This window comes from Mycolicibacterium smegmatis (assembly GCF_001457595.1).
Lineage (GTDB): Bacteria > Actinomycetota > Actinomycetes > Mycobacteriales > Mycobacteriaceae > Mycobacterium > Mycobacterium smegmatis.
Genome location: NZ_LN831039.1, coordinates 813189 through 830821 on the forward strand (window position 1 = coordinate 813189; position 17633 = coordinate 830821).

Here is a 17633-nt window from a genome sequence, read left to right on the forward strand (position 1 = left end):
GTGTGTGCCACTGCGCGCCTCCCGATATGTTCGTTACCCGTCGGTAACTTAAGCCATGTTACCCGTGGGTAACTTGGGCTAGATGCCTGCTCATAGTTGCACCCCGTGCCGAATTCCCGCTACGAAGGCTCGCCTAACTCGAATCGGAGAAGTGCCACCGGGCCCGAGCGCATCGCGGTGGCGCTGTCGTGACGATTCGGCGCCGAATTGACACCCGTTCCTTTTCACACGCAATTTGCGCGATGTCGTCGGACGCCTGAAACAGCGACGAATGTGATTTTCGTCGCTCTGCGGAAACGCGGCGAAAAGTCAGCCTTGCGGGGAGAACATGGCCCGGAGCATCGACAGCATCTCGGACCGCGATTCCGCGCCCAACCGGCGGCGGATGCGGGCCACGTGGTGCTCCACGGTCTTTGCCGAGATGAACAGCTGGTTGCCGATGTCGCGGTACGGCATGCCGAGCAGCAACAACTCGGCCACCTCCCGCTCGCGGTCGGACAGGCGCGCGGACCCGGCCGGGGCACCGGCCTGCGTCGCCACCGGCGCCCGCGGCGTCTCCGGCGCCGACACGTCGTCGGCGGCCCCGGACTGTTTGAGATCGCGCGCCAACTGCAGCATCGCCTGCGACACCCGCGCATCTGAGGTCTGCAACGCGGCCTGACTCGCCAGGCGCGTGGCATCCCAGGTCAGCCCGAACTGCGCCAACCCGCGTGCGGCCGCCGCCACCTCGTCGACATCGACGTGATTGGCCAGCACCCGCAGCCAGGTCCGGCCCGCCCCGGCCAGCGCGCGGGCGAACGGGCTGTGGCCGGCCGCAGCGGTGAGCGCCTGTCCGTGCGGCGCCACCGCGCCCGGCGAGTTGGCGAGGATCCCCGCGTGCACGCCGGCCCAGTGCAACGGCATCGACCACAACACGGGCTTGCCCAGCGCATCGAGCAGCCCGAACGCCTCGGCCAACGGGTGTTCGAGGCGGTCGATCCGGCGCATCCGGGCCGCGGCGACCCACAACTCGCCGAGCGGGAGCAGTGAATAGAGGTCGATCGAGTACTCGGCGAGCACCTCCATCGCGGCGAACCAGTGCCGCTGGATCGCGCCGCTGTCTCCGCTGCGCCGGGCGATCGCGGTGCGCAGCGCCGCGGCCCACAGCGCGTCGCGGCGGTGCAACGGCGGGCCCGACTCGACCGCGGACACGTCGGCGCCCGCGGCGGTCAGCTGACCGTCGAGCATCTTGACCCAGCCGAGCAGCAGCCGGTGGCGCGCAGCCCAGAAGGGTGCGGGCGGCGGTGTCCCGTTCTCGGCGCCGGGCGCCCCGGTCCGCACCGCGCGCCCGATCACGCTGCGCGCACGGACCGAGTCACCGCCGTGCAGCGCCGCCAGGGCCACCAGCGCCGCCGGGGTGTCAGGGCCGACACTGTCGGTGTGCGGGTCGGCGGTGACGGCCTGCCCGAGCCGCGCGACCGTCGTCGTGAACGGTTGGTCCAGTGAGGCCACCAGGCCTTCGGCCAGGCTGCGGGCCGCGCGTGCGGCCGAGGTCGGCGGGCCGGACAGCTCGGTGTTCAGGGCGGCCCGCGCGGCTTCGGCGTCGCCCGCGGCGAGCAGCGCCACCGTGCCTGCCGAGCCGACCGCGGCATCCGGGTAGGGGCCGAGCCAGCGGAACAGGTCGGCGGCCTGAGCGGCGCTGCCGTCGTGCATCGCGATGCTCGCGGCGATGCGCACCGCGGCCGCGCGTTCGGCGGGGTCGTCGGAGCTGAGCAGGTCGTCGGCCATGCGGCCCGCCGTCGCGCAGTCACCCGACAACGCCAGCGCGTCGGCCAGTCGCGCGTTGAGCGCAGCCGAACCCGCACGTGCCGCGGCGCGGTACAACCGGGCCGCGCGCGCCGGCTGGCCCCGCACCTGAACCGCGTGATCGGTGAGTGCCGCGGCGAGCCGATCGTCGCGCACGCCGTGCTCGGCCAGCCGCACCGCGAGTTCCGGTGACAGCGTGGCCTTTTCGAGCTGCGAGTGCAGCAGTGCGATCTCGATGTCGTGGTGGCGTGACGTGCCTGCGATCTGCGCGACGCTGGTGTGCACCAGGCGCAGGAACCTCTTGTCGTAGGCCGGTTCGACCAGTCCGCCGGCCCTGGCGCGGTCCACGAGCACCGAGGCGTCGGTGCCGCTGACGCGCAGCGCGCCCGCGACGTCGTCGGGTCCGAGATCCAGGCTCAACGACGTGAGCAACAAGGTGTCGCGGGTCTGTTCGCCGAGATGGCGCACCCGTTCGATCAGGGCGTAGCGGGCGGCCTCCTCGGGTTCGGCGGCCGATGTGGCGACCGCCCGCACCAGAAACGGCAGGCCCGCGGTGACCGCGAGCACCGCGCGCACCGTGTCCGGCGGCGGCGGAGAACCCAGGGTGGCCGTCAGGAGGCGGCCGACCTCGGCCGTCGACATCGGCCCCAGCGCCACGATCGGGTTCTCCCGCTCCAGCGCGGTCGCCAGGGCCCGCAGCACCGGCCGGTGTGCGAGCGGTTCGGCGGCGACCACCACGGTCGACGACGGATCGGTGGATCGCTCTGTCAGACAGTCGATCTCATCGTCGGCGAGATGATGCGCGTCGTCGATGACGAACACGGCGCCCTGATCGTCGTCGGGTCGCGGCGGCCGGGTGAGCACGGTGCGGCCCGCCTCGCGCAGCGTCGCCCGCACCGCCGCGAGCACGGTGCTCTTGCCCGTCCCGATCCCACCGGACACCAGCAGCTTCGCGGGTCGCGACGGTACCCCGGCGAGCATTTCCTGGACAGCCCGCGGCAGGTCGACCGCGTGTTCCGGTGCCGGGTTGGCCATGACGGTCCGCCGCGTCAGGCGCCGCCGTCGTCGGGAACGTCAGGATCGTCCGGGACGTCGGGGATCTCGACCGTGGTGGTGGTGATCGGTGCCTGCGTGGTGGTCGGCGGCGCCGTGGTGGTCGGCGCTGTGGTCGTCGGCTGCGTGGTGGTGGTCCGCGTCGTCGTCGGTGTGGTCGTGGTGGTGGTCGTCGTGGTCGTGGTGGTCGTCGTCGTGGTGGTGGTCGTCGGACTGGTGGTCGACGTGGGCTCGGTCGTCGTGGTGGTGACCGGAGGCGGCACCACCACGGTCGTGGTCTGTTGCCCGTCGGGGCCGACCGTCACAGTGGTGACGGGCTCGGGCGGTGGACCTTCCGGTGACGGGCCCATGGAATAGGTGGTGCTGGTCTCGGTGACCGGCGTCGAGTCGCCGGACGTGCTGGTGAGCGTGACGGCAAGACCGCCCGCGGCCAGGAGCGCGGCCACCGCGGCCGCGCCGAACAGGATCGGCGGCCGCTTGTACCAGGGCAGCGGCGCGGGCCCGGCGTCGTACATCTCCTCTTCGTGGCTGAACTCCACGGGAGGCCGGGCCGCCGTCGCGCCCGCCTGCGTCTCGTAGTCGGGGCCGGCGTAGGGCACCGGCTCGCCCGCAGGCGCGTCGTCTTCCGACCAGGCCAACGCGCGGAACGTCGACGATTCCGGGCCGTCGGTTCCCGCGGCGCCTGCCGCCCCCAGCGCGGCCGTGGGGCCCAACCCGGTCGGCGCATCCGCGGCGGCCACCCCCGGTGCCAGGCCGGTGGGTGCCCCGGCGTCGACGGCGCGGTCGGCGAGCAGTGCCGCGCCGGCCGCCGCGACAAGCTGTGGCTGCGGCGAGGTCACCACGGGTGCCCGCAGTCGCTCGGAAAGCCGTTGCGTCACATAAGGAATCGCCGCACCGCCGCCGACGGTCGCCACGGCCGTCACGCTGGACAGGGCGATGTTGTTGCGCTGCAGGGTGTCTTCGACCGCGTTGAGGAACCCGTCGAGCGGTGCGGAGATCAACTGTTCCAACTCGGGGCGGGTGACGCGGACCTCCGAGGTGTAGCCGGGCAGGTCGGCCGAGATCGTCGCAACGGTGTCAGCCGACAACGCCTCCTTGGCATTGCGGCAGTCGCTGCGCAGGTGGGCCAGCGAGCCCACCGCGGCGGTACCCGCCGGATCGGCGTCGTTCGCCGCGGCGATACCGGTGAGGACATGGTTGAGCAGCGCCTGGTCGATCTGGTCACCCGAGAACTCGGGGTAACGCACCGTCTGGCCGAGCGTCGCGTAATCCGCGGCGGCGTCGGCGAGTGTCACGCTGGTGCCGCTGCCACCGAAATCGCAGAGCACCACGACACCGTCGGCGGGAAGACCGGGGTCGGCCTTCAGGGCGGCCAACGCGGCCATCGAATCGGGAACCAGCGCGGCGGGGATGCCGTCGGGTGCGAATGCGGGCTTGTTGCGCAGCGCGCCGCGCAGCGCGCCCAACGCGGCGGGACCCCAGTAGGCGGGGGTCGCGATCGCGACGGGAGCGCCTCCGCCGACCTCGCGGGCCATCGCGTCGAGCGCCTCGGCGAGCGCCAATTCGCCACGGTGCTGCGAACCGTCGGCCGCCACGATCGGCACCGGATCGCCGGTACGCTCGACGAAGCCGGTGAGCGCCAGGCCGTCACCGCCGAGTTCGCCGACCTCCGGGGCGCGGTCGCGGTACAGATTGAGGATCGATCGGCGGACCACCGGTGCGCGGCCCTCACGGGCTGCCACCAGATTGGTTATTCCGATCGACAACCCCAGTGAGTCGGTCATCAGGCGTCACTCCTGTGTTGTCTGGGCCGTCCTCACCTTAGCGGCTCGGACCTGCGCCGCCCGTGATTGATCCCCTAGTGGCGTCGATCCCCTAACGGCGCGTCCCCTAACGCGCCGCCGCCGGAGGTGGGTTCGGCACCGATTCCCGCCGCGGGGTTGCTGGATAGCATCGTCAGCGACAGCAGCCACCAGTGATCGACCAGCGAATGAGAGGTGTCATGGCAAATACACTGCTCGATTTCGTCATGTCGCTGGTGCGTGATCCGGAGGCTGCGGCGCGCTATGCGGCCGACCCGGCGCAGGCCATCGCCGACGCCGATCTCAACGGCGTGACCAGTGTTGACGTCGACAACCTGATCCCTGTGGTGTCGGAGTCGCTGTCCGTCGGTGCGGCCACCGGGGGCCTCGACGCCTACGGCGCCGAACCGGCCGACAACGTCTGGGCATCCGGGGCCGCGACCGCGGCGTTCGACGCGTTCGGTGACCATGTGCCCTTCGAGACCGGAAGCGGTGGCCAGGTCATCCACGCGCCGGCCGATCCCGAACCGGCTGGGGCCGACGCACTGTCCGGGCCGGCCGAGGCGGTATCGGCGACAACCCCCGAGATCGACCCACCGGTCGTCGAACCCTTGCAGGTCGAAGACCCCGTGTTCGGTACCGACTGGGGGCAGCCCGTCATCCCCGAACACCCCGATATGGGGGATCATGGGGACGACCTCTCCGGGCTCGACATCTTCGACTGATCCGCCCGCCCTCAGCATTCACTGAAAAGACGCATGACCAGTTAGGTCATGCGTCTTTTTTGTTTTTTGTGTTTGCTGATGCGATGCCCTAGTGACCCCCTAACCCCCTAATGGGATCGGTGGCCCCACCCCGGGGCGGGCGGCGCGCACGAGGGGATCGAGCCCCGTTTCCGGGGGCTTCGCCGGTCCATAGCGTGGTGTGCAGATCGCCGGAGAGCCCGGCGGAGAACCTCACAAAGAACTCACGAGGACCTCCCAGAAACACCTGAAAGGTTGGAGCAATGACCTCTCTGATCGACTTCATCCTCGACCTGTTCCGCAGCCCGGCCTCGGCGGCCGCATTCATCGCCGACCCGGACGGCAGCCTGCGCGATGCGGGCCTGCCCAACGTGACGGCCGCCCAGCTGCACGCCGTTGCGGCCACCGCGGCCCCTGCCGGTGTGCTGCTCGGCGGCGGCAACCCGGTCGTGGGCCTGCAGCGCGCGGTCGCCGACCACCACAACATCCCCGCTCAGTTCGCGGCGCCGATCGCCTCGCCGTTCTCGCCGCAGACCCAGTTCGCGCCGGAGGTGGCCAGCCACAACAACACCGATCTGGCGAGCCACAACAACACCCCGATCATGAGCCCCAACCAGGACGCCGGCGCCAACGCGCAACAGGGTGCGTTCAACCTGGGCTTCGGTGACATCACCCTGGGCAACAAGACCACGAACACCGCCACCAACGGCGGCGTGGTGGTCGACGGGGACAACGCCGGTGACATCGTCAGCGGTGACGGCGCGGTCCTGGGTGACGGCAACACCACCAACAACGGCGACATCCTGGCCGGCGCCGGGTCCAACGTCGCGGTGGGCAAGGACAACGACATCGAGGACAACTCGCAGACCGCGGGCGGTGACCTGATCTCGGGCAACGACGGCCCGGTCATCAGCGACGTCGACATGAGCGGCGGCCACGGTGGCGGTGCCAGCGGCGGTGACAGCCTGATCGGGATCGGCAGCGGCGGCGCGTCCGGCGGTGACGGAGGCAACGGCGGGTCGATCATCCTGACCGACGCCAGCTCCAACTACGTCGGCGGCGACCAGACCTCGGTCGGTGGCGACTGGGGCAGCGACAACACGCAGGACAACTCGGTGAGCTCCGCGGTGGAGTACGACACCCACACCAGCTACACGGACAACTCGTCGACCTACGAGTCGAGCATCGGTTCGGGCAACCAGACCGCGATCGCCTCGGGCAACGAGACCGCGTTCGGATCGGGCAACGAGACCAACACCGCGCTGGCCTCGGGCAACAGCTACGACACGACCGACATCGACACCAACGTCGCGTCGCCCAGCCTCGAGCTCGACGCGTTCTGAGACCAGCACCCCCGCGGGGGCCACCCGAAGTGGTGGCCCCCGCTCGGTGCGTATGCCTACCGTTGACGTCTGCAGGAGGGAAGCTTCATGACGCAGCCCAGTGATCCGGGGGCGGCCGGCGGGCCGGCCAGTCCGGTTTCGGCCGGCGGGCCGGCCAGACCTGTCAAGGTGATCGTCGAGCTCATCGACCACACCAGCGCCATCGCCGCCGCCAAGGACCGCGCCGACCTGGTGGAACGGCTGCGTGCCGCGAAGGCCAGGATCAGCGATCCGCAGATCCGCGTCGTCATCGCCGGGCAGCTCAAGCAGGGCAAGAGCCAGCTGCTCAACTCGCTGCTCAACATCCCGGTGGCGCGCGTCGGTGACGACGAGAGCACCGTGCTCGCGACCGTGGTGTCCTACGGCGAGCAGGCCTCGGCGCGACTGGTGGTGGCCCGTCCCGACGGCGCCGAACCCGAACTGATCGAGATCCCGCCGTCCGAGGTCACCACCGATTTGCGCCGGGCACCGCAGGCCAGTGGCCGCCAGGTGCTGCGCGTCGAGGTCACCGCGCCGAGCCCGCTGCTCAAAGGTGGCCTGGCGTTCGTCGACACCCCCGGTGTGGGCGGACACGGCCAACCCCACCTGTCGGCGACGCTGGGTCTGCTGCCCGACGCCGACGCCATGCTGATGATCAGCGACACCAGCCAGGAGTTCACCGAGCCGGAGATGAAGTTCATCCGGCAGGCCCTCGAGATCTGCCCGGTGGCCGCGATCGTCGCGACCAAGACCGACCTGTACCCGCACTGGCGCCAGATCGTCGACGCCAACATCGCGCACCTGCAGCGGGCCGGGCTCAACGTCCCGGTGATCCCGGCGTCGTCGGTGCTGCGCAGCCACGCGATCTCGCTCAACGACAAGGAACTCAACGAGGAATCGAACTTCCCGGCGATCGTGAAGTTCCTCTCCGAGCATGTGCTGTCCCGGCAGAACGACCGTATCCGCGACCAGATCGTCGATGAGATCCGTTCAGCGGCAGAACATCTGCTGCTGGCCGTGGAATCGGAACTGTCATCGTTCAACGACCCGGGGGAGCGGGAACGCCTCACCGCCGAGTTGGAGCGACGCAAGCAGGAGGCCCAGGATGCGTTGCAGCAGACCGCGTTGTGGCAGCAGGTGCTCAGCGACGGCATCGCCGATCTGACCGCCGACGTCGACCACGACCTGCGGCACCGGTTCCGCATCATCGCCGCACACACCGAAAAGGTGATCGACGGTTGCGATCCCACGCTGCACTGGGCCGAGATCGGCGCCGAACTCGAGGACGCGGTCGCCACGGCGGCCGGGGACAACTTCGTATGGGCCTATCAACGCGCCGAGGCGCTGGCGGCCGAGGTGGCGCGGACCTTCACCGAGGCCGGTCTGGATGCGGTTCAGATGCCGCAGATCGACGCGCGTGACATGGGAGCGGGCTTCGGGGAACTGAATTCACTGGCGCGACTTGAGGCCAAGCCGATCAAGATCGGCCACAAGGTGGTCACCGGGATGCGTGGCTCGTACGGCGGCGTGCTGATGTTCGGCATGCTGACCTCGTTCGCGGGTCTGGGCATGTTCAACCCGTTGTCGCTCGGCGCGGGTTTCGTGCTGGGGCGCAAGGCCTACAAGGAGGACATGGAGAACCGCATGCTGCGCGTGCGCAACGAGGCCAAGGCCAACGTGCGCAAGTTCGTCGACGACGTGGCGTTCGTCGTCGGCAAGGAGTCCCGCGACAGGCTCAAGGGCATCCAGCGCCAGTTGCGCGACCACTACCGCGAGATCGCGAACCAGACCACGCGCTCGCTCAACGAGTCACTGCAAGCTGCGATCGCCGCCGCGAAAGTCGAGGAAGCCGAACGCAATACGCGTGTCAAGGAACTCGAGCGCCAGCAGAACATCCTCAAGCAGGTGGTCGACCACGCCGCCAAACTCGCGCAGGACCCGGCACCGAGTACGGCCTGAACACTCAGTGCCGGCGGCGCCACAGCACGACGCCGACCACGACGGCGAGCACCCCGACCGCGATGGGGATCACGGGCTTGACCGCGCCCCGGTCATCGGTGAGCGCATCGCGCGTCGCGGCCTGCGCGGTGTGCGCCTTCTCGGCGACACGCTCCTTGGTCTCGGCGGCCTTGTCGTGGGCGCGGGCCTTGACGTCGGTCTTGGCTGCCAGGGCCTCCACGGTCTGTCCGAGTTCGTCGCGGGTCTTCTCGATGTCGGCCTGGATCTCGGCCACCCCGGCGTCGGGACCTGGTTCGGGTCGCAGATTCGTGGGCTTGTCGGTGTTGTCGGTGTTTTCACTGGCCATGGCGACCTGTCCTCACTTCGTCCTGGACCTCGTGGATGTCCTGTTTGACGTTGGCGACCGTCATCTCGGGGGTCGGTGACGCCTGATCGATCTGCTTCTTGCTGATCAGAGCGGTGATCCCGGCGATCGCGAACAGGACGACCGCGACGATCAGCGCCGCGGCCCACACCGGAAGTGCCAAGGCCAGCGCGGCGATCGCCGCGGTCACCACACCGGCGAGACCGAACACCGCGATCAGTCCCGCGGCGCTGAACAGGCCCGCGCCGATGCCGGCATGCTTGGCCGACTCGGTGAATTCTTTTTGCGCCAAACGCATCTCGTCGCGGACCAGCCGCGAGGTCTGTGCCGATAGCTGGCTCATCAGTTCGCCGATCGGCGTGTCGACAGTGGGTTTCGGTTGCATCTCTCGTCTCGCTTCGTCTCGCCTCGCACGAACAGCCGTCACGCTGCACTGCCGGCAGGCTTCCCGGCGGTGCCGGTGATCAAACCGTCGGGCCCGCGTTGGAGGGGCGACCCACGACCTAAGCTCGAAGAGTTAACCGCCGGTCGTTGGAAAGGTTGGACTCCGCAGCGTGAGCACGGGGGATCAGGTGCGCGCGATCCTGCGCGGCACCGTCCAGGCATATCGTGGCGATCCGGCATACCGTCACCGCCCCGACGTGCACAACGAGCTCGAGCGCATCGGGTGGCAGCTCAACCAGCCGATCCGCATCGCGTTGGCAGGCACACTCAAAGCCGGCAAGTCGACGCTGGTCAACGCGCTGCTCGGCGAGGAAATCGCCCCGACTGATGCCACGGAGGCCACCCGGATCGTCACGTGGTTCCGGCACGGCCCGACGCCCAAGGTGACCGCCAACCACCGCGGCGGCCGGCGGTTCAACGTTCCGATCGTGCGCGACCCCCACGACCGCGGCCTGACGTTCCGCTTCGACGGCCTGGACCCCGGCGAGATCCTGGACCTGGACGTCGAGTGGCCCGCCGTCGAACTCATCGACACCACGATCATCGACACCCCGGGGACGTCGTCGCTGTCGCAGGACGTCTCCGAACGCACCTACCGGTTGCTGGTGCCCGACGACGGCGTGCCCCGCGTCGACGCCGTGGTGTTCTTGCTGCGCACCCTCAACGCCGCCGACATCGCGCTGCTCAAGCAGATCGGCGAACTCGTCGGTGGCTCGTCCGGGGCGCTCGGCGTCATCGGCGTCGCGTCGCGCGCCGACGAGATCGGGGCGGGCCGCATCGACGCGATGATGTCGGCGAAGGACGTCGCCAAGCGGTTCACCGCCGAGATGGACAAGACCGGCATCTGCCAGGCCGTCGTGCCGGTGTCCGGGCTGCTCGCGGTGACCGCCCGCACGCTGCGGCAGAGCGAGTTCGTCGCGCTCGAGAAGCTGGCCGGTGTCGACCCGGCCGAACTGGCCAAGGCCATGCTGTCGGTCGACCGCTTCGTCCGAGAGGACAGCGCACTGCCCGTGGATGCCGCGACGCGGGCGGCGCTGCTGGACCGGTTCGGCATGTTCGGGATCCGGATCTCGATCGCGGTGCTGCGCGCCGGGGTGTCCGATTCGGTGGCGCTGGCCGACGAACTGCTCGAACGCAGCGGCCTGATCGCGCTGCGCGACGTCATCGACCAGCAGTTCGCGCAGCGGTCGGAGCTGCTCAAGGCCCACACCGCCCTGCTTTCGTTGCGGCAGTTCGTGCAGCACAACCCCATCTACGCGACGCCCTACATCCTGGCTGACATCGAACCGCTGCTGGCCGACACCCATGCGTTCGAGGAACTGCGGCTGCTGAGCCAGCTGAGGTCACGTCCGACCACGCTCAACGAGGACGAGATGGCCTCGCTGCGCCGCATCATCGGCGGCTCGGGCACCGACGCCGCGAGTCGTCTCGGCCTGACCCCCGACGCGCCGTACGACGGACCGCGTGCGGCGTTCGCGGCCGCGCAGCGCTGGCGACGACGTGCCGAGCATCCGCTGAACGATCCGTTCACCACCCGCGCGTGCCGGGCCGCGGTGCGCAGCGCCGAGGCGCTGGTCGCCGAATACGCCGCGCGTCAGCGCTGACAGGCCGGATGACCGGCCGGCTTAACGAATCGGGCCCGTCCGACGACATACGGGTATGCGTGATTGCCTGGGGTTGTCCGTCGGGACGACGAACCTGGTGGCAGTCGCCGACCAGTCGCCGGTGATCCGGCGTGCGGTCCTGACGTTGTTCCCACATCGCGGACCCGAGGTCGGTGGGCCACCGGACGGAAGTGCCTGCGACGGGCTGACCATCTCCGACTTCGTCGCGCGTGTCGGCGACCCGGTGCCGCTGATCGCGGCCGACGGATCCGCCCACCGTGCCGAGCAACTGCTGGCAGCTGCCGTGGGGGCGATGGGCCGGCTGGCGGCGCCGGGCCGCCACCCCGAGAACCAGGTGGTGGCGGTCCCGGCGCACTGGCACCCGGCGGCCTTCGACGCGGTCCGGGCCGCGATGCCCGGTGTCCGCGTGGTGTCCGACGCCGTGGCGTCCTTGACCGCGATCCAGACGTACCCCGGTCTGCCGGCACGCGGGATCGTCGCGTTGTGCGATTTCGGGGCGACGGGTACCAGCCTCACCCTGGCCGACGCCGCGCGTGGGTTCGCCCCACTGGCCACGGTCCGCCACGAGGACTTCTCGGGAGACCTGATCGACCAGGAGATCTTGCGCCGTGTCCTGGCCGATCTGGACGCCGAACCCGCGGGCACCGCGGCGGTTTCGACACTGGCCGCCTTGCGCGAGCAGTGCCGGTCGGCCAAGGAGCGCCTGAGCTACGAGGCGGCCACCGGTCTGGCCGGGCCCGGCAACACCATGCGGCTGACCCGTGCCGACGTGGAAGCCGTTGTCGCGCAGCCGCTCAGCGGCGTGATCGACGCGTTGCACGACCTGCTGCGCCGCAACGGCGTGCACCCGGCCCAGCTCGCGGCGTTGGTGACCGTCGGCGGCGGGGCACGCATTCCCGTTGTCACACAACGGCTCTCCGAGGAATTCCGGATGCCGGTGACCACCGTGGTGCAGTCGCAGGTGATCGCCGCGACCGGCGCCGCGCTGCTGGCACACCGCGGCGAAGACCAGACCGTGACCCGCCGCGTCATCCCGCCCGCAACCGAGCCGGCTTCCGCGACAGAAGCTGTCGCCACCACGGGATGGGCGCCGCCCCTGGCGTGGTCGGCGGCCGACGAGAGTGATGAGGCTGCTGGTCCTGAGGTTCCCACCGCGAGTTCGGCGCGGCCCGATCTGATCTTCGCCGAGCCGCCCGAGGCCGCGCCGGAGCCTGCGCGGCCGTGGTACCGGCGCGGTGGGGTGGTGTTCTACGCCGCGCTGTTCCTGGCCGTCGTCGGAACCGCCGGCCTGGTCTACTCCGTGCGCGCCGACCGGTTGGATGCGGCGGCGGCGAGCACACCGCTCGCGCCGCAGACCGTGCCCGCCGAATCCCCACTGGCGCAATCGCTGCCCGCACCGCCGACCCGCACCGTGGTGGTCCAGGATCCGGGAGCACCCGCGGCGCCCGCGCAGGCTGCCCCGCGCCCGGCCGCTGCGCCGCGCCTGGTGCAGAGCGGGCAGGTGGCCCCGCAGGCCGCACCCCGGCAGGCGCCACGAGTCGCGGCCCCAGCACCTGCGCCTGCCCCTGCACCGGCGGCGCCCCCACTGCAATGGCCGGTACTGCCGCGGCTGCCGATCCCGACGTTCGTGCTTCCCGCTGCGCCGTCGTCGGCGCCTGAGCCCACTGCTACGGCGTCACCCACACCAGAGCCCACCGCGGAGCCGGAGCCGACGCAGGAGCCCGGCCCCACTCAGGCGCCGCAGCCCTCGGCCGAACCGACGGCCTCACCCGAACCGACGGTGTCACCGATCTCTGATCCGGAACCGACGGCGCAACTCGAGCCCGAACCAGAGCCCGAGCCTGCTCCGGAGACGTCCACGCCGCCGGTGGAGCCGGCGGAGTAGACGCGGCAGCCGTCAGGGCTGCTCGCCGCCCTCTTCCTCCGGGACCGTCGTGGTCTCGGTGACCGTGGACGTCACCACCGACGTGCTGGTCTCGACGGTTGTCGAGGTCGTCGGGGGCGCGGTGGTCGTGGTGGTGGTGGTCGGCGGGGTCGTCGTCGCCGTCTCGGTGACCGTGGTCTGCGCAGGCGTCGAGGTCTCGGTCACCGTCCGTGTCGGCACCGGGGCGACCGGGGCGACCTGCGATGTGGTGACCGGGGTGGTCGACGTCGTGCTGGTGGTGGTCGACGTCGTCGACGACGAGTCATCCGACGAGAACAACTGGATCACCGCGTAGATCACCAGAGCGACGATCAGCGCACCGAGTGCACCCAGGCCGACGAGCGCGGCGGGTTTGCGGTACCACGGAACGGGTTCGGGAGCCGGCGGTTGGTCGGGCGGCGGGTACGCCCCATAATCGGCCCCGTAGTCGCCGCCGTAGCTGTGGGCGTACTGGGTGGGCTCGTCGTCGGAGTAGTTGTTCGCCACGCGCCGATAGTAGGTGGCCTCAGTTGCCGGGGGCGGGATACAGGGTGCGTGTCACGTTGGTGCGCGGCCGGTTCCGTGACGTCGACGTCTCGCCGTCGTCGTCACTGGTCTGCGACCGGGTTCGTGGCGGGGTCCGGGGAGCCGACGACTCCGACGTGGTCTCCTCGCCCTCCGACGGTGGCGTCTCCGTCCCCGATGGGTCGGCGCCTTCCGGAGGAAGACCGATATCGGTGGTCGCCGGCGGGCTGGTGCTGGTGATCGTCGACGTCGTGGACGACGTCGTGCTCGACGTGGTCGACGCGTACGTCGGCTCTACGAAATCGAGGGGCGCCTGCTGAGGGTTCTCGGCGCCGCTCGTGAGCGCCACAACACCCCACACCACCAGTGCGATGACCGCCAGCGCGGCCACGCTGGCGCCGAGGACCGCAGGTGTCGAGTGATGCCAGGGCGCCTCGGTTGTCTGCCCTTGCCGATCTCGGTCTGCGGTCACGCGCACTGATACTAGTGCGGGGTGCTGTGGTGGGCGCGCGTCAACTGAACTGGCGTACCACTTCGTTGGCGAAGAACTCGACGTGATCCAGATCGCTCATGTCCAGCACCTGCAGGTAGACCCGCTGGACACCGGCCTCGATGAACGGGCCGAGCTTGTCGACGATCTCGGTCGAGGTGCCCACCAGCGGTGAATTGCTCCGCAACTCGTCGACCTCGCGACCGATCGCGGCGGCACGTTTGGCGATCTGGGCCTCGTCGGCACCCGCGCACAGCACGAACGCCGCGGAGTAGATCATCGAATCCGCGGAACGCCCGGCACCCTCGACGGCGGCCGCCACGCGCTCGAACTGCGTCTTGAGCGTGTCCAGCGGGACGAAGGGGATGTTGAACTCGGAGGCGAACTGTGCGGCCAGCGCGGGTGTGCGCTTGGCGCCCTGGCCACCGATGATGATCGGCGGATGCGGCGTCTGAACCGGCTTGGGCAGGCCCGGCGAATCCTTCACCGTGTAGTGCGTGCCCGCGAAGTCGAAGGTGTCGCCGACCGGGGTTCCCCACATGCCGGTGAGGATCTGAAGCTGCTCGGTGAGCCGGTCGAAACGCTCACCCAGCGGCGGGAAGGGGATGGCATACGCCAGGTGCTCCTCCTCGAACCATCCGGCGCCGAGGCCGAGTTCGACACGCCCACCGCTCATCTCGTCGACCTGGGCCACCGAGATGGCCAGCGGGCCCGGGTAGCGGAAGGTGGCCGAGGTGACCATGGTGCCCAGCCGGATCGTCGAGGTCTCACGCGCGATGCCGGCCAGCGTCACCCACGAATCGGTGGGGCCCGGCAGGCCGTCACCGGCCATCTTCAGGTAATGGTCGGAACGGAAGAACGCCGAATAACCGAGCCGCTCGGCGGCCTGCGCCACGGCGAGCTGGTCGGAGTAGGTAGCACCTTGCTGGGGTTCGACGAAGACACGGAAATCCACGGGGCCCAGCCTATAGAAGCTAGAGGCCCCGGCGCGCGGCCCGCAGGGCGGCGATGCTGTTCTCGTCACCGGTGAACTCGACCCGCACCTGATCGCGGCCCGCGACGAACAGCAGAAGTTCACCCGGCGCCCCGGTCACGGTGACGGCCGGGCCCTTTCCGGCGGTGGCCAACGTCTTGCCCTCAGGGGTGGTCAACGCCACCCGGACCGGGGACTTCGCCATGGTCATCCGCGCCATCATCGGCACCTGCCGGGCCACGGCATTGGCGGTCTCGTCGTCGAGAACCCTTGGTTCCCAGTCAGGTTGGGCGCGCCGCACATCCTCGTGGTGGATGAACATCTCGGCGACGTTCACCAATGGATCCAGCAGCTTGAACGGCGACAACAGCGGAGGCCCGGACGCGATGCGCTCCAGCAGCGCCGACCAGTCCGTCGAATCGGTGACCTGCTGCTGCACCTTCTCGGTGTACCCGGCAAGTTGTGGCACCAGGATTCCGGGTGCGGCGTCGAGACGACGCTCACGCACCACCAGATGCGCGGCCAGATCCCGCGTGGTCCAGCCCTCACACAGCGTGGGGGCGTCCGGTCCGGTGGCCCGCATGGCCTCGACGAGTGCGGCGCGTTCGCGCTGAGCTACAGACATGCGCGATCCGCCTTCGGCTCTTCGCTCACCGACATGCGCGATCCGCCTTCGGCTCTTCGCTCACCGACATGTGTTTTGCCTCCCGCAGGACGTCGTGTCTGAATCAGAAGACCTGTACCCCTTCGACGGCCACAACCATCCCGTGGCCGGTGCCGTCATTGGTGAAGCGCGTACCGTCGCTGCTCGCATCGATCGTCCACCCCAGCGCGCTGTAACGCTTGTAGTCCAGCGTCACCGCGGGGATGGCGCCGAGGTTGCCGACGATCCACCGCATCTTCCCGCTTGCACTCAGTTGTACGCCGTTGGCGGGCAGGCCGTCGACCACCGGGGCGTTCGCGAAGTCCGACTCGCAGCCGACATCCTGCTTGGACAGCTGGCAGCGTGTCCTGCCGGACTTGGTCTCGATGAAGACGTAGCCGTTCTGCGGCTGCAGTGGGGTCGCGCCCGTCGGCGGTTTCGCACTCGGTGGCGCGGCCACGGTCGAACTGGGGGCGGGGCTCGACCTGGTCGGCCGGGGAGTCGGGAAGTTCGGCTCGATGGGCGTGATCGCCTTGGTCACCGGTTTGCCCTCGATCGCGGAATGGCATCCGACGAGAAGCCCGCCCACCGACAGCAGACACCCGAGCAGCAACCGCACCTTCATCGCCCGGATTTTCCACCGCGAAAGTGACGGAGATGTCGTCGGCGCGCCGGTGTCACGACAATTGCGTCGAACTCGTTATGCGCAGCGGGTGGTTGGTGCGGGTCAGCAGGAAACCGCCGATCCCCACGACCGCGACGGCGGCGTTGACCACAATCACCGGGGTCCAGCCCAGGTCGCGGGCGAGCACGGGCGCGAGCGTGGGCACAATGGCCGCGGCGACGAAACCCCAAGCGTTCATCCAGCTGCCGACCGCTGCGGTGTGGGCACGCCCGATGTCGGTGGCGATGGTCCACGCCAGGGTCTGCGCGAATCCCGCCCCACCGAGTGCGACGCTCAGCCAGATCACGCTGACCAGCACACTGCCGCTGGTCAGGCTCACCACCAGGCACACGGCGGCAAGTGTCAGTCCCGCCACCGCGACCAGATTCCTCGCCTGGAACCTCGACCGCCCGGCGCGCAACAACCGGTCGCTGACCAGACCGGCGACGAGGACACTGACCGTGATGCAGGCGAACGCGATGCTGGTGTACCTGCCCACCGCGGAGAATGGCACGGCCAGCGCGTGCTGCAGGTAATACGGCAGCCAGTAGACGAAGAACTGGATGGTCCACAGCGTTCCGAAGAACCCGACCGCCAGAGCCCAGAAAGACCGCTGTCGCAGGAACAGTCGCCATGGAGCGCCACCCGAGGTGGGCGGGAGGTCGGTGCCGTCCTCGATCAGGCGTACCTCGGCATCGTTGGTCTTCGCGTGCTGTGCAGGATGATCGCGCAGGAACACGTGCGACGCCACGGTGAGGACACCGCCGACGACCGCGCAGGTGAAGAATGCGCCGCGCCACGACAGGTGGCCGATGATCGGCACGAGGAGCACCGCGCCGATCGCGGTTCCGAGGAAAGCGCCCGAGTTCATCAGGGACGTGGCCTTGCCGCGCTCCCGTGGCGGGAACCACCTGGCGAAAATGCTGTTGGCGGTGGGGAACAGGGGAGCTTCCCCGGCTCCGAAGGCCAAGCGGCTCAACGCCAGCATCAGCAGGCCGTTGGCGATGCCGGTCATGCCCGTGAACACCGACCACAGCAGCAACGCCACGGTCATGGCGCGGCGGGTGCCTGCCCGCTCGATGAATATGCCCGCGGGGATCTGGAACACGAAGTAGCCCACGTTGAACAGCGTGGTGATGAGGCCGAACTGCACTGGCGTGAGGTGCAGGTCTTCCATGATCGAGGTGGCCGAGACCGAGAACACGATGCGGTCCAGGTAGGCCACGAAGCAGATCACGAAGACGAGGGCGCCCACGTACCAGCGGATCCGGGTCGGTCGCCCAGTGGTTCTGGAAGTGC

At 69.6% G+C, this 17633-nt stretch carries 15 protein-coding genes; 5 read left to right on the forward strand and 10 right to left on the reverse strand.

All coding sequences use genetic code 11. The features are described 5' to 3' along the window. Positions 1–309 precede the first annotated feature (309 nt). Entirely contained in the window at positions 310–2820 is a 2511-nt protein-coding gene (iniR, locus tag AT701_RS03555; RefSeq protein WP_011727123.1) for an isoniazid response ATPase/transcriptional regulator IniR, read from the reverse strand. Between the two features lie 14 nt (positions 2821–2834). After that, on the reverse strand, positions 2835–4622 hold the full coding sequence (locus AT701_RS03560; RefSeq protein ID WP_011727124.1) for an Hsp70 family protein: 1788 nt from the start codon (positions 4620–4622) through the stop codon (positions 2835–2837). Positions 4623–4840: 218 nt separating this feature from the next. Between AT701_RS03560 and AT701_RS03565 the strand changes: the two genes are divergently transcribed. From AT701_RS03565 to iniA, 3 genes are all read left to right on the forward strand, one after another. Continuing rightward, complete coding sequence (locus AT701_RS03565) at positions 4841–5365, forward strand: Rv0340 family IniB-related protein (RefSeq protein ID WP_058125195.1); 525 nt, start codon at positions 4841–4843, stop codon at positions 5363–5365. A 281-nt stretch (positions 5366–5646) separates the two neighbouring features. After that, positions 5647–6726, forward strand: coding sequence for an IniB N-terminal domain-containing protein (locus AT701_RS03570; protein WP_029104149.1), 1080 nt, complete (start codon positions 5647–5649; stop codon positions 6724–6726). 87 nt (positions 6727–6813) lie between these two features. Then, positions 6814–8703, forward strand: coding sequence for an isoniazid-induced dynamin-like GTPase IniA (gene iniA / locus AT701_RS03575; RefSeq protein ID WP_197668917.1), 1890 nt, complete (start codon positions 6814–6816; stop codon positions 8701–8703). Positions 8704–8707: 4 nt separating this feature from the next. On the opposite strand, the gene AT701_RS03580 is transcribed toward iniA, so the two are convergent. Together AT701_RS03580 and AT701_RS03585 are read right to left on the reverse strand one after the other, a co-directional pair. After that, positions 8708–9049: a DUF3618 domain-containing protein gene (locus AT701_RS03580; RefSeq protein ID WP_058125196.1), complete on the reverse strand. Its 342-nt coding sequence runs from the start codon at positions 9047–9049 to the stop codon at positions 8708–8710. Next, a complete protein-coding gene (locus AT701_RS03585; protein WP_058125197.1) occupies positions 9039–9452 on the reverse strand; it encodes a phage holin family protein in 414 nt (137 codons plus the stop codon). The genes AT701_RS03580 and AT701_RS03585 overlap by 11 nt, the downstream gene beginning before the upstream one ends. A 169-nt stretch (positions 9453–9621) precedes the next feature. On the opposite strand from AT701_RS03585, the gene AT701_RS03590 reads away from it, so the two are divergent. Together AT701_RS03590 and AT701_RS03595 are read left to right on the forward strand one after the other, a co-directional pair. Beyond that, positions 9622–11115: a dynamin family protein gene (locus tag AT701_RS03590; protein WP_058125198.1), complete on the forward strand. Its 1494-nt coding sequence runs from the start codon at positions 9622–9624 to the stop codon at positions 11113–11115. 55 nt (positions 11116–11170) lie between these two features. Next, positions 11171–13021 carry an Hsp70 family protein gene (locus AT701_RS03595; protein WP_058125199.1) on the forward strand — a complete coding sequence of 617 codons (1851 nt, stop codon included), beginning with the start codon at positions 11171–11173 and terminating at the stop codon, positions 13019–13021. A 12-nt stretch (positions 13022–13033) separates the two neighbouring features. On the opposite strand, the gene AT701_RS03600 is transcribed toward AT701_RS03595, so the two are convergent. The 6 genes from AT701_RS03600 to AT701_RS03625 all read right to left on the reverse strand — a co-directional run bounded on the left by AT701_RS03600 (position 13034) and on the right by AT701_RS03625 (position 17589). Beyond that, positions 13034–13546, reverse strand: coding sequence for a hypothetical protein (locus AT701_RS03600; RefSeq protein WP_003892125.1), 513 nt, complete (start codon positions 13544–13546; stop codon positions 13034–13036). A gap of 19 nt (positions 13547–13565) precedes the next feature. Continuing rightward, a complete protein-coding gene (locus tag AT701_RS35020) occupies positions 13566–14036 on the reverse strand; it encodes a hypothetical protein (RefSeq protein WP_223495316.1) in 471 nt (156 codons plus the stop codon). Positions 14037–14076: 40 nt separating this feature from the next. Then, positions 14077–15009 (reverse strand): LLM class F420-dependent oxidoreductase, encoded by a 933-nt coding sequence (locus AT701_RS03610; protein ID WP_011727131.1) that lies wholly within the window; start codon positions 15007–15009, stop codon positions 14077–14079. Positions 15010–15028: 19 nt separating this feature from the next. After that, complete coding sequence (locus AT701_RS03615; RefSeq protein ID WP_058125201.1) at positions 15029–15652, reverse strand: TIGR03085 family metal-binding protein; 624 nt, start codon at positions 15650–15652, stop codon at positions 15029–15031. Positions 15653–15755: 103 nt separating this feature from the next. Next, the gene (locus AT701_RS03620; RefSeq protein WP_003892129.1) at positions 15756–16295 is read right to left on the reverse strand and encodes a hypothetical protein; all 540 of its coding nucleotides are present in this window, start codon (positions 16293–16295) and stop codon (positions 15756–15758) included. A 52-nt stretch (positions 16296–16347) separates the two neighbouring features. After that, positions 16348–17589 (reverse strand): MFS transporter, encoded by a 1242-nt coding sequence (locus AT701_RS03625; protein WP_223495317.1) that lies wholly within the window; start codon positions 17587–17589, stop codon positions 16348–16350. Positions 17590–17633 lie beyond the last annotated feature (44 nt).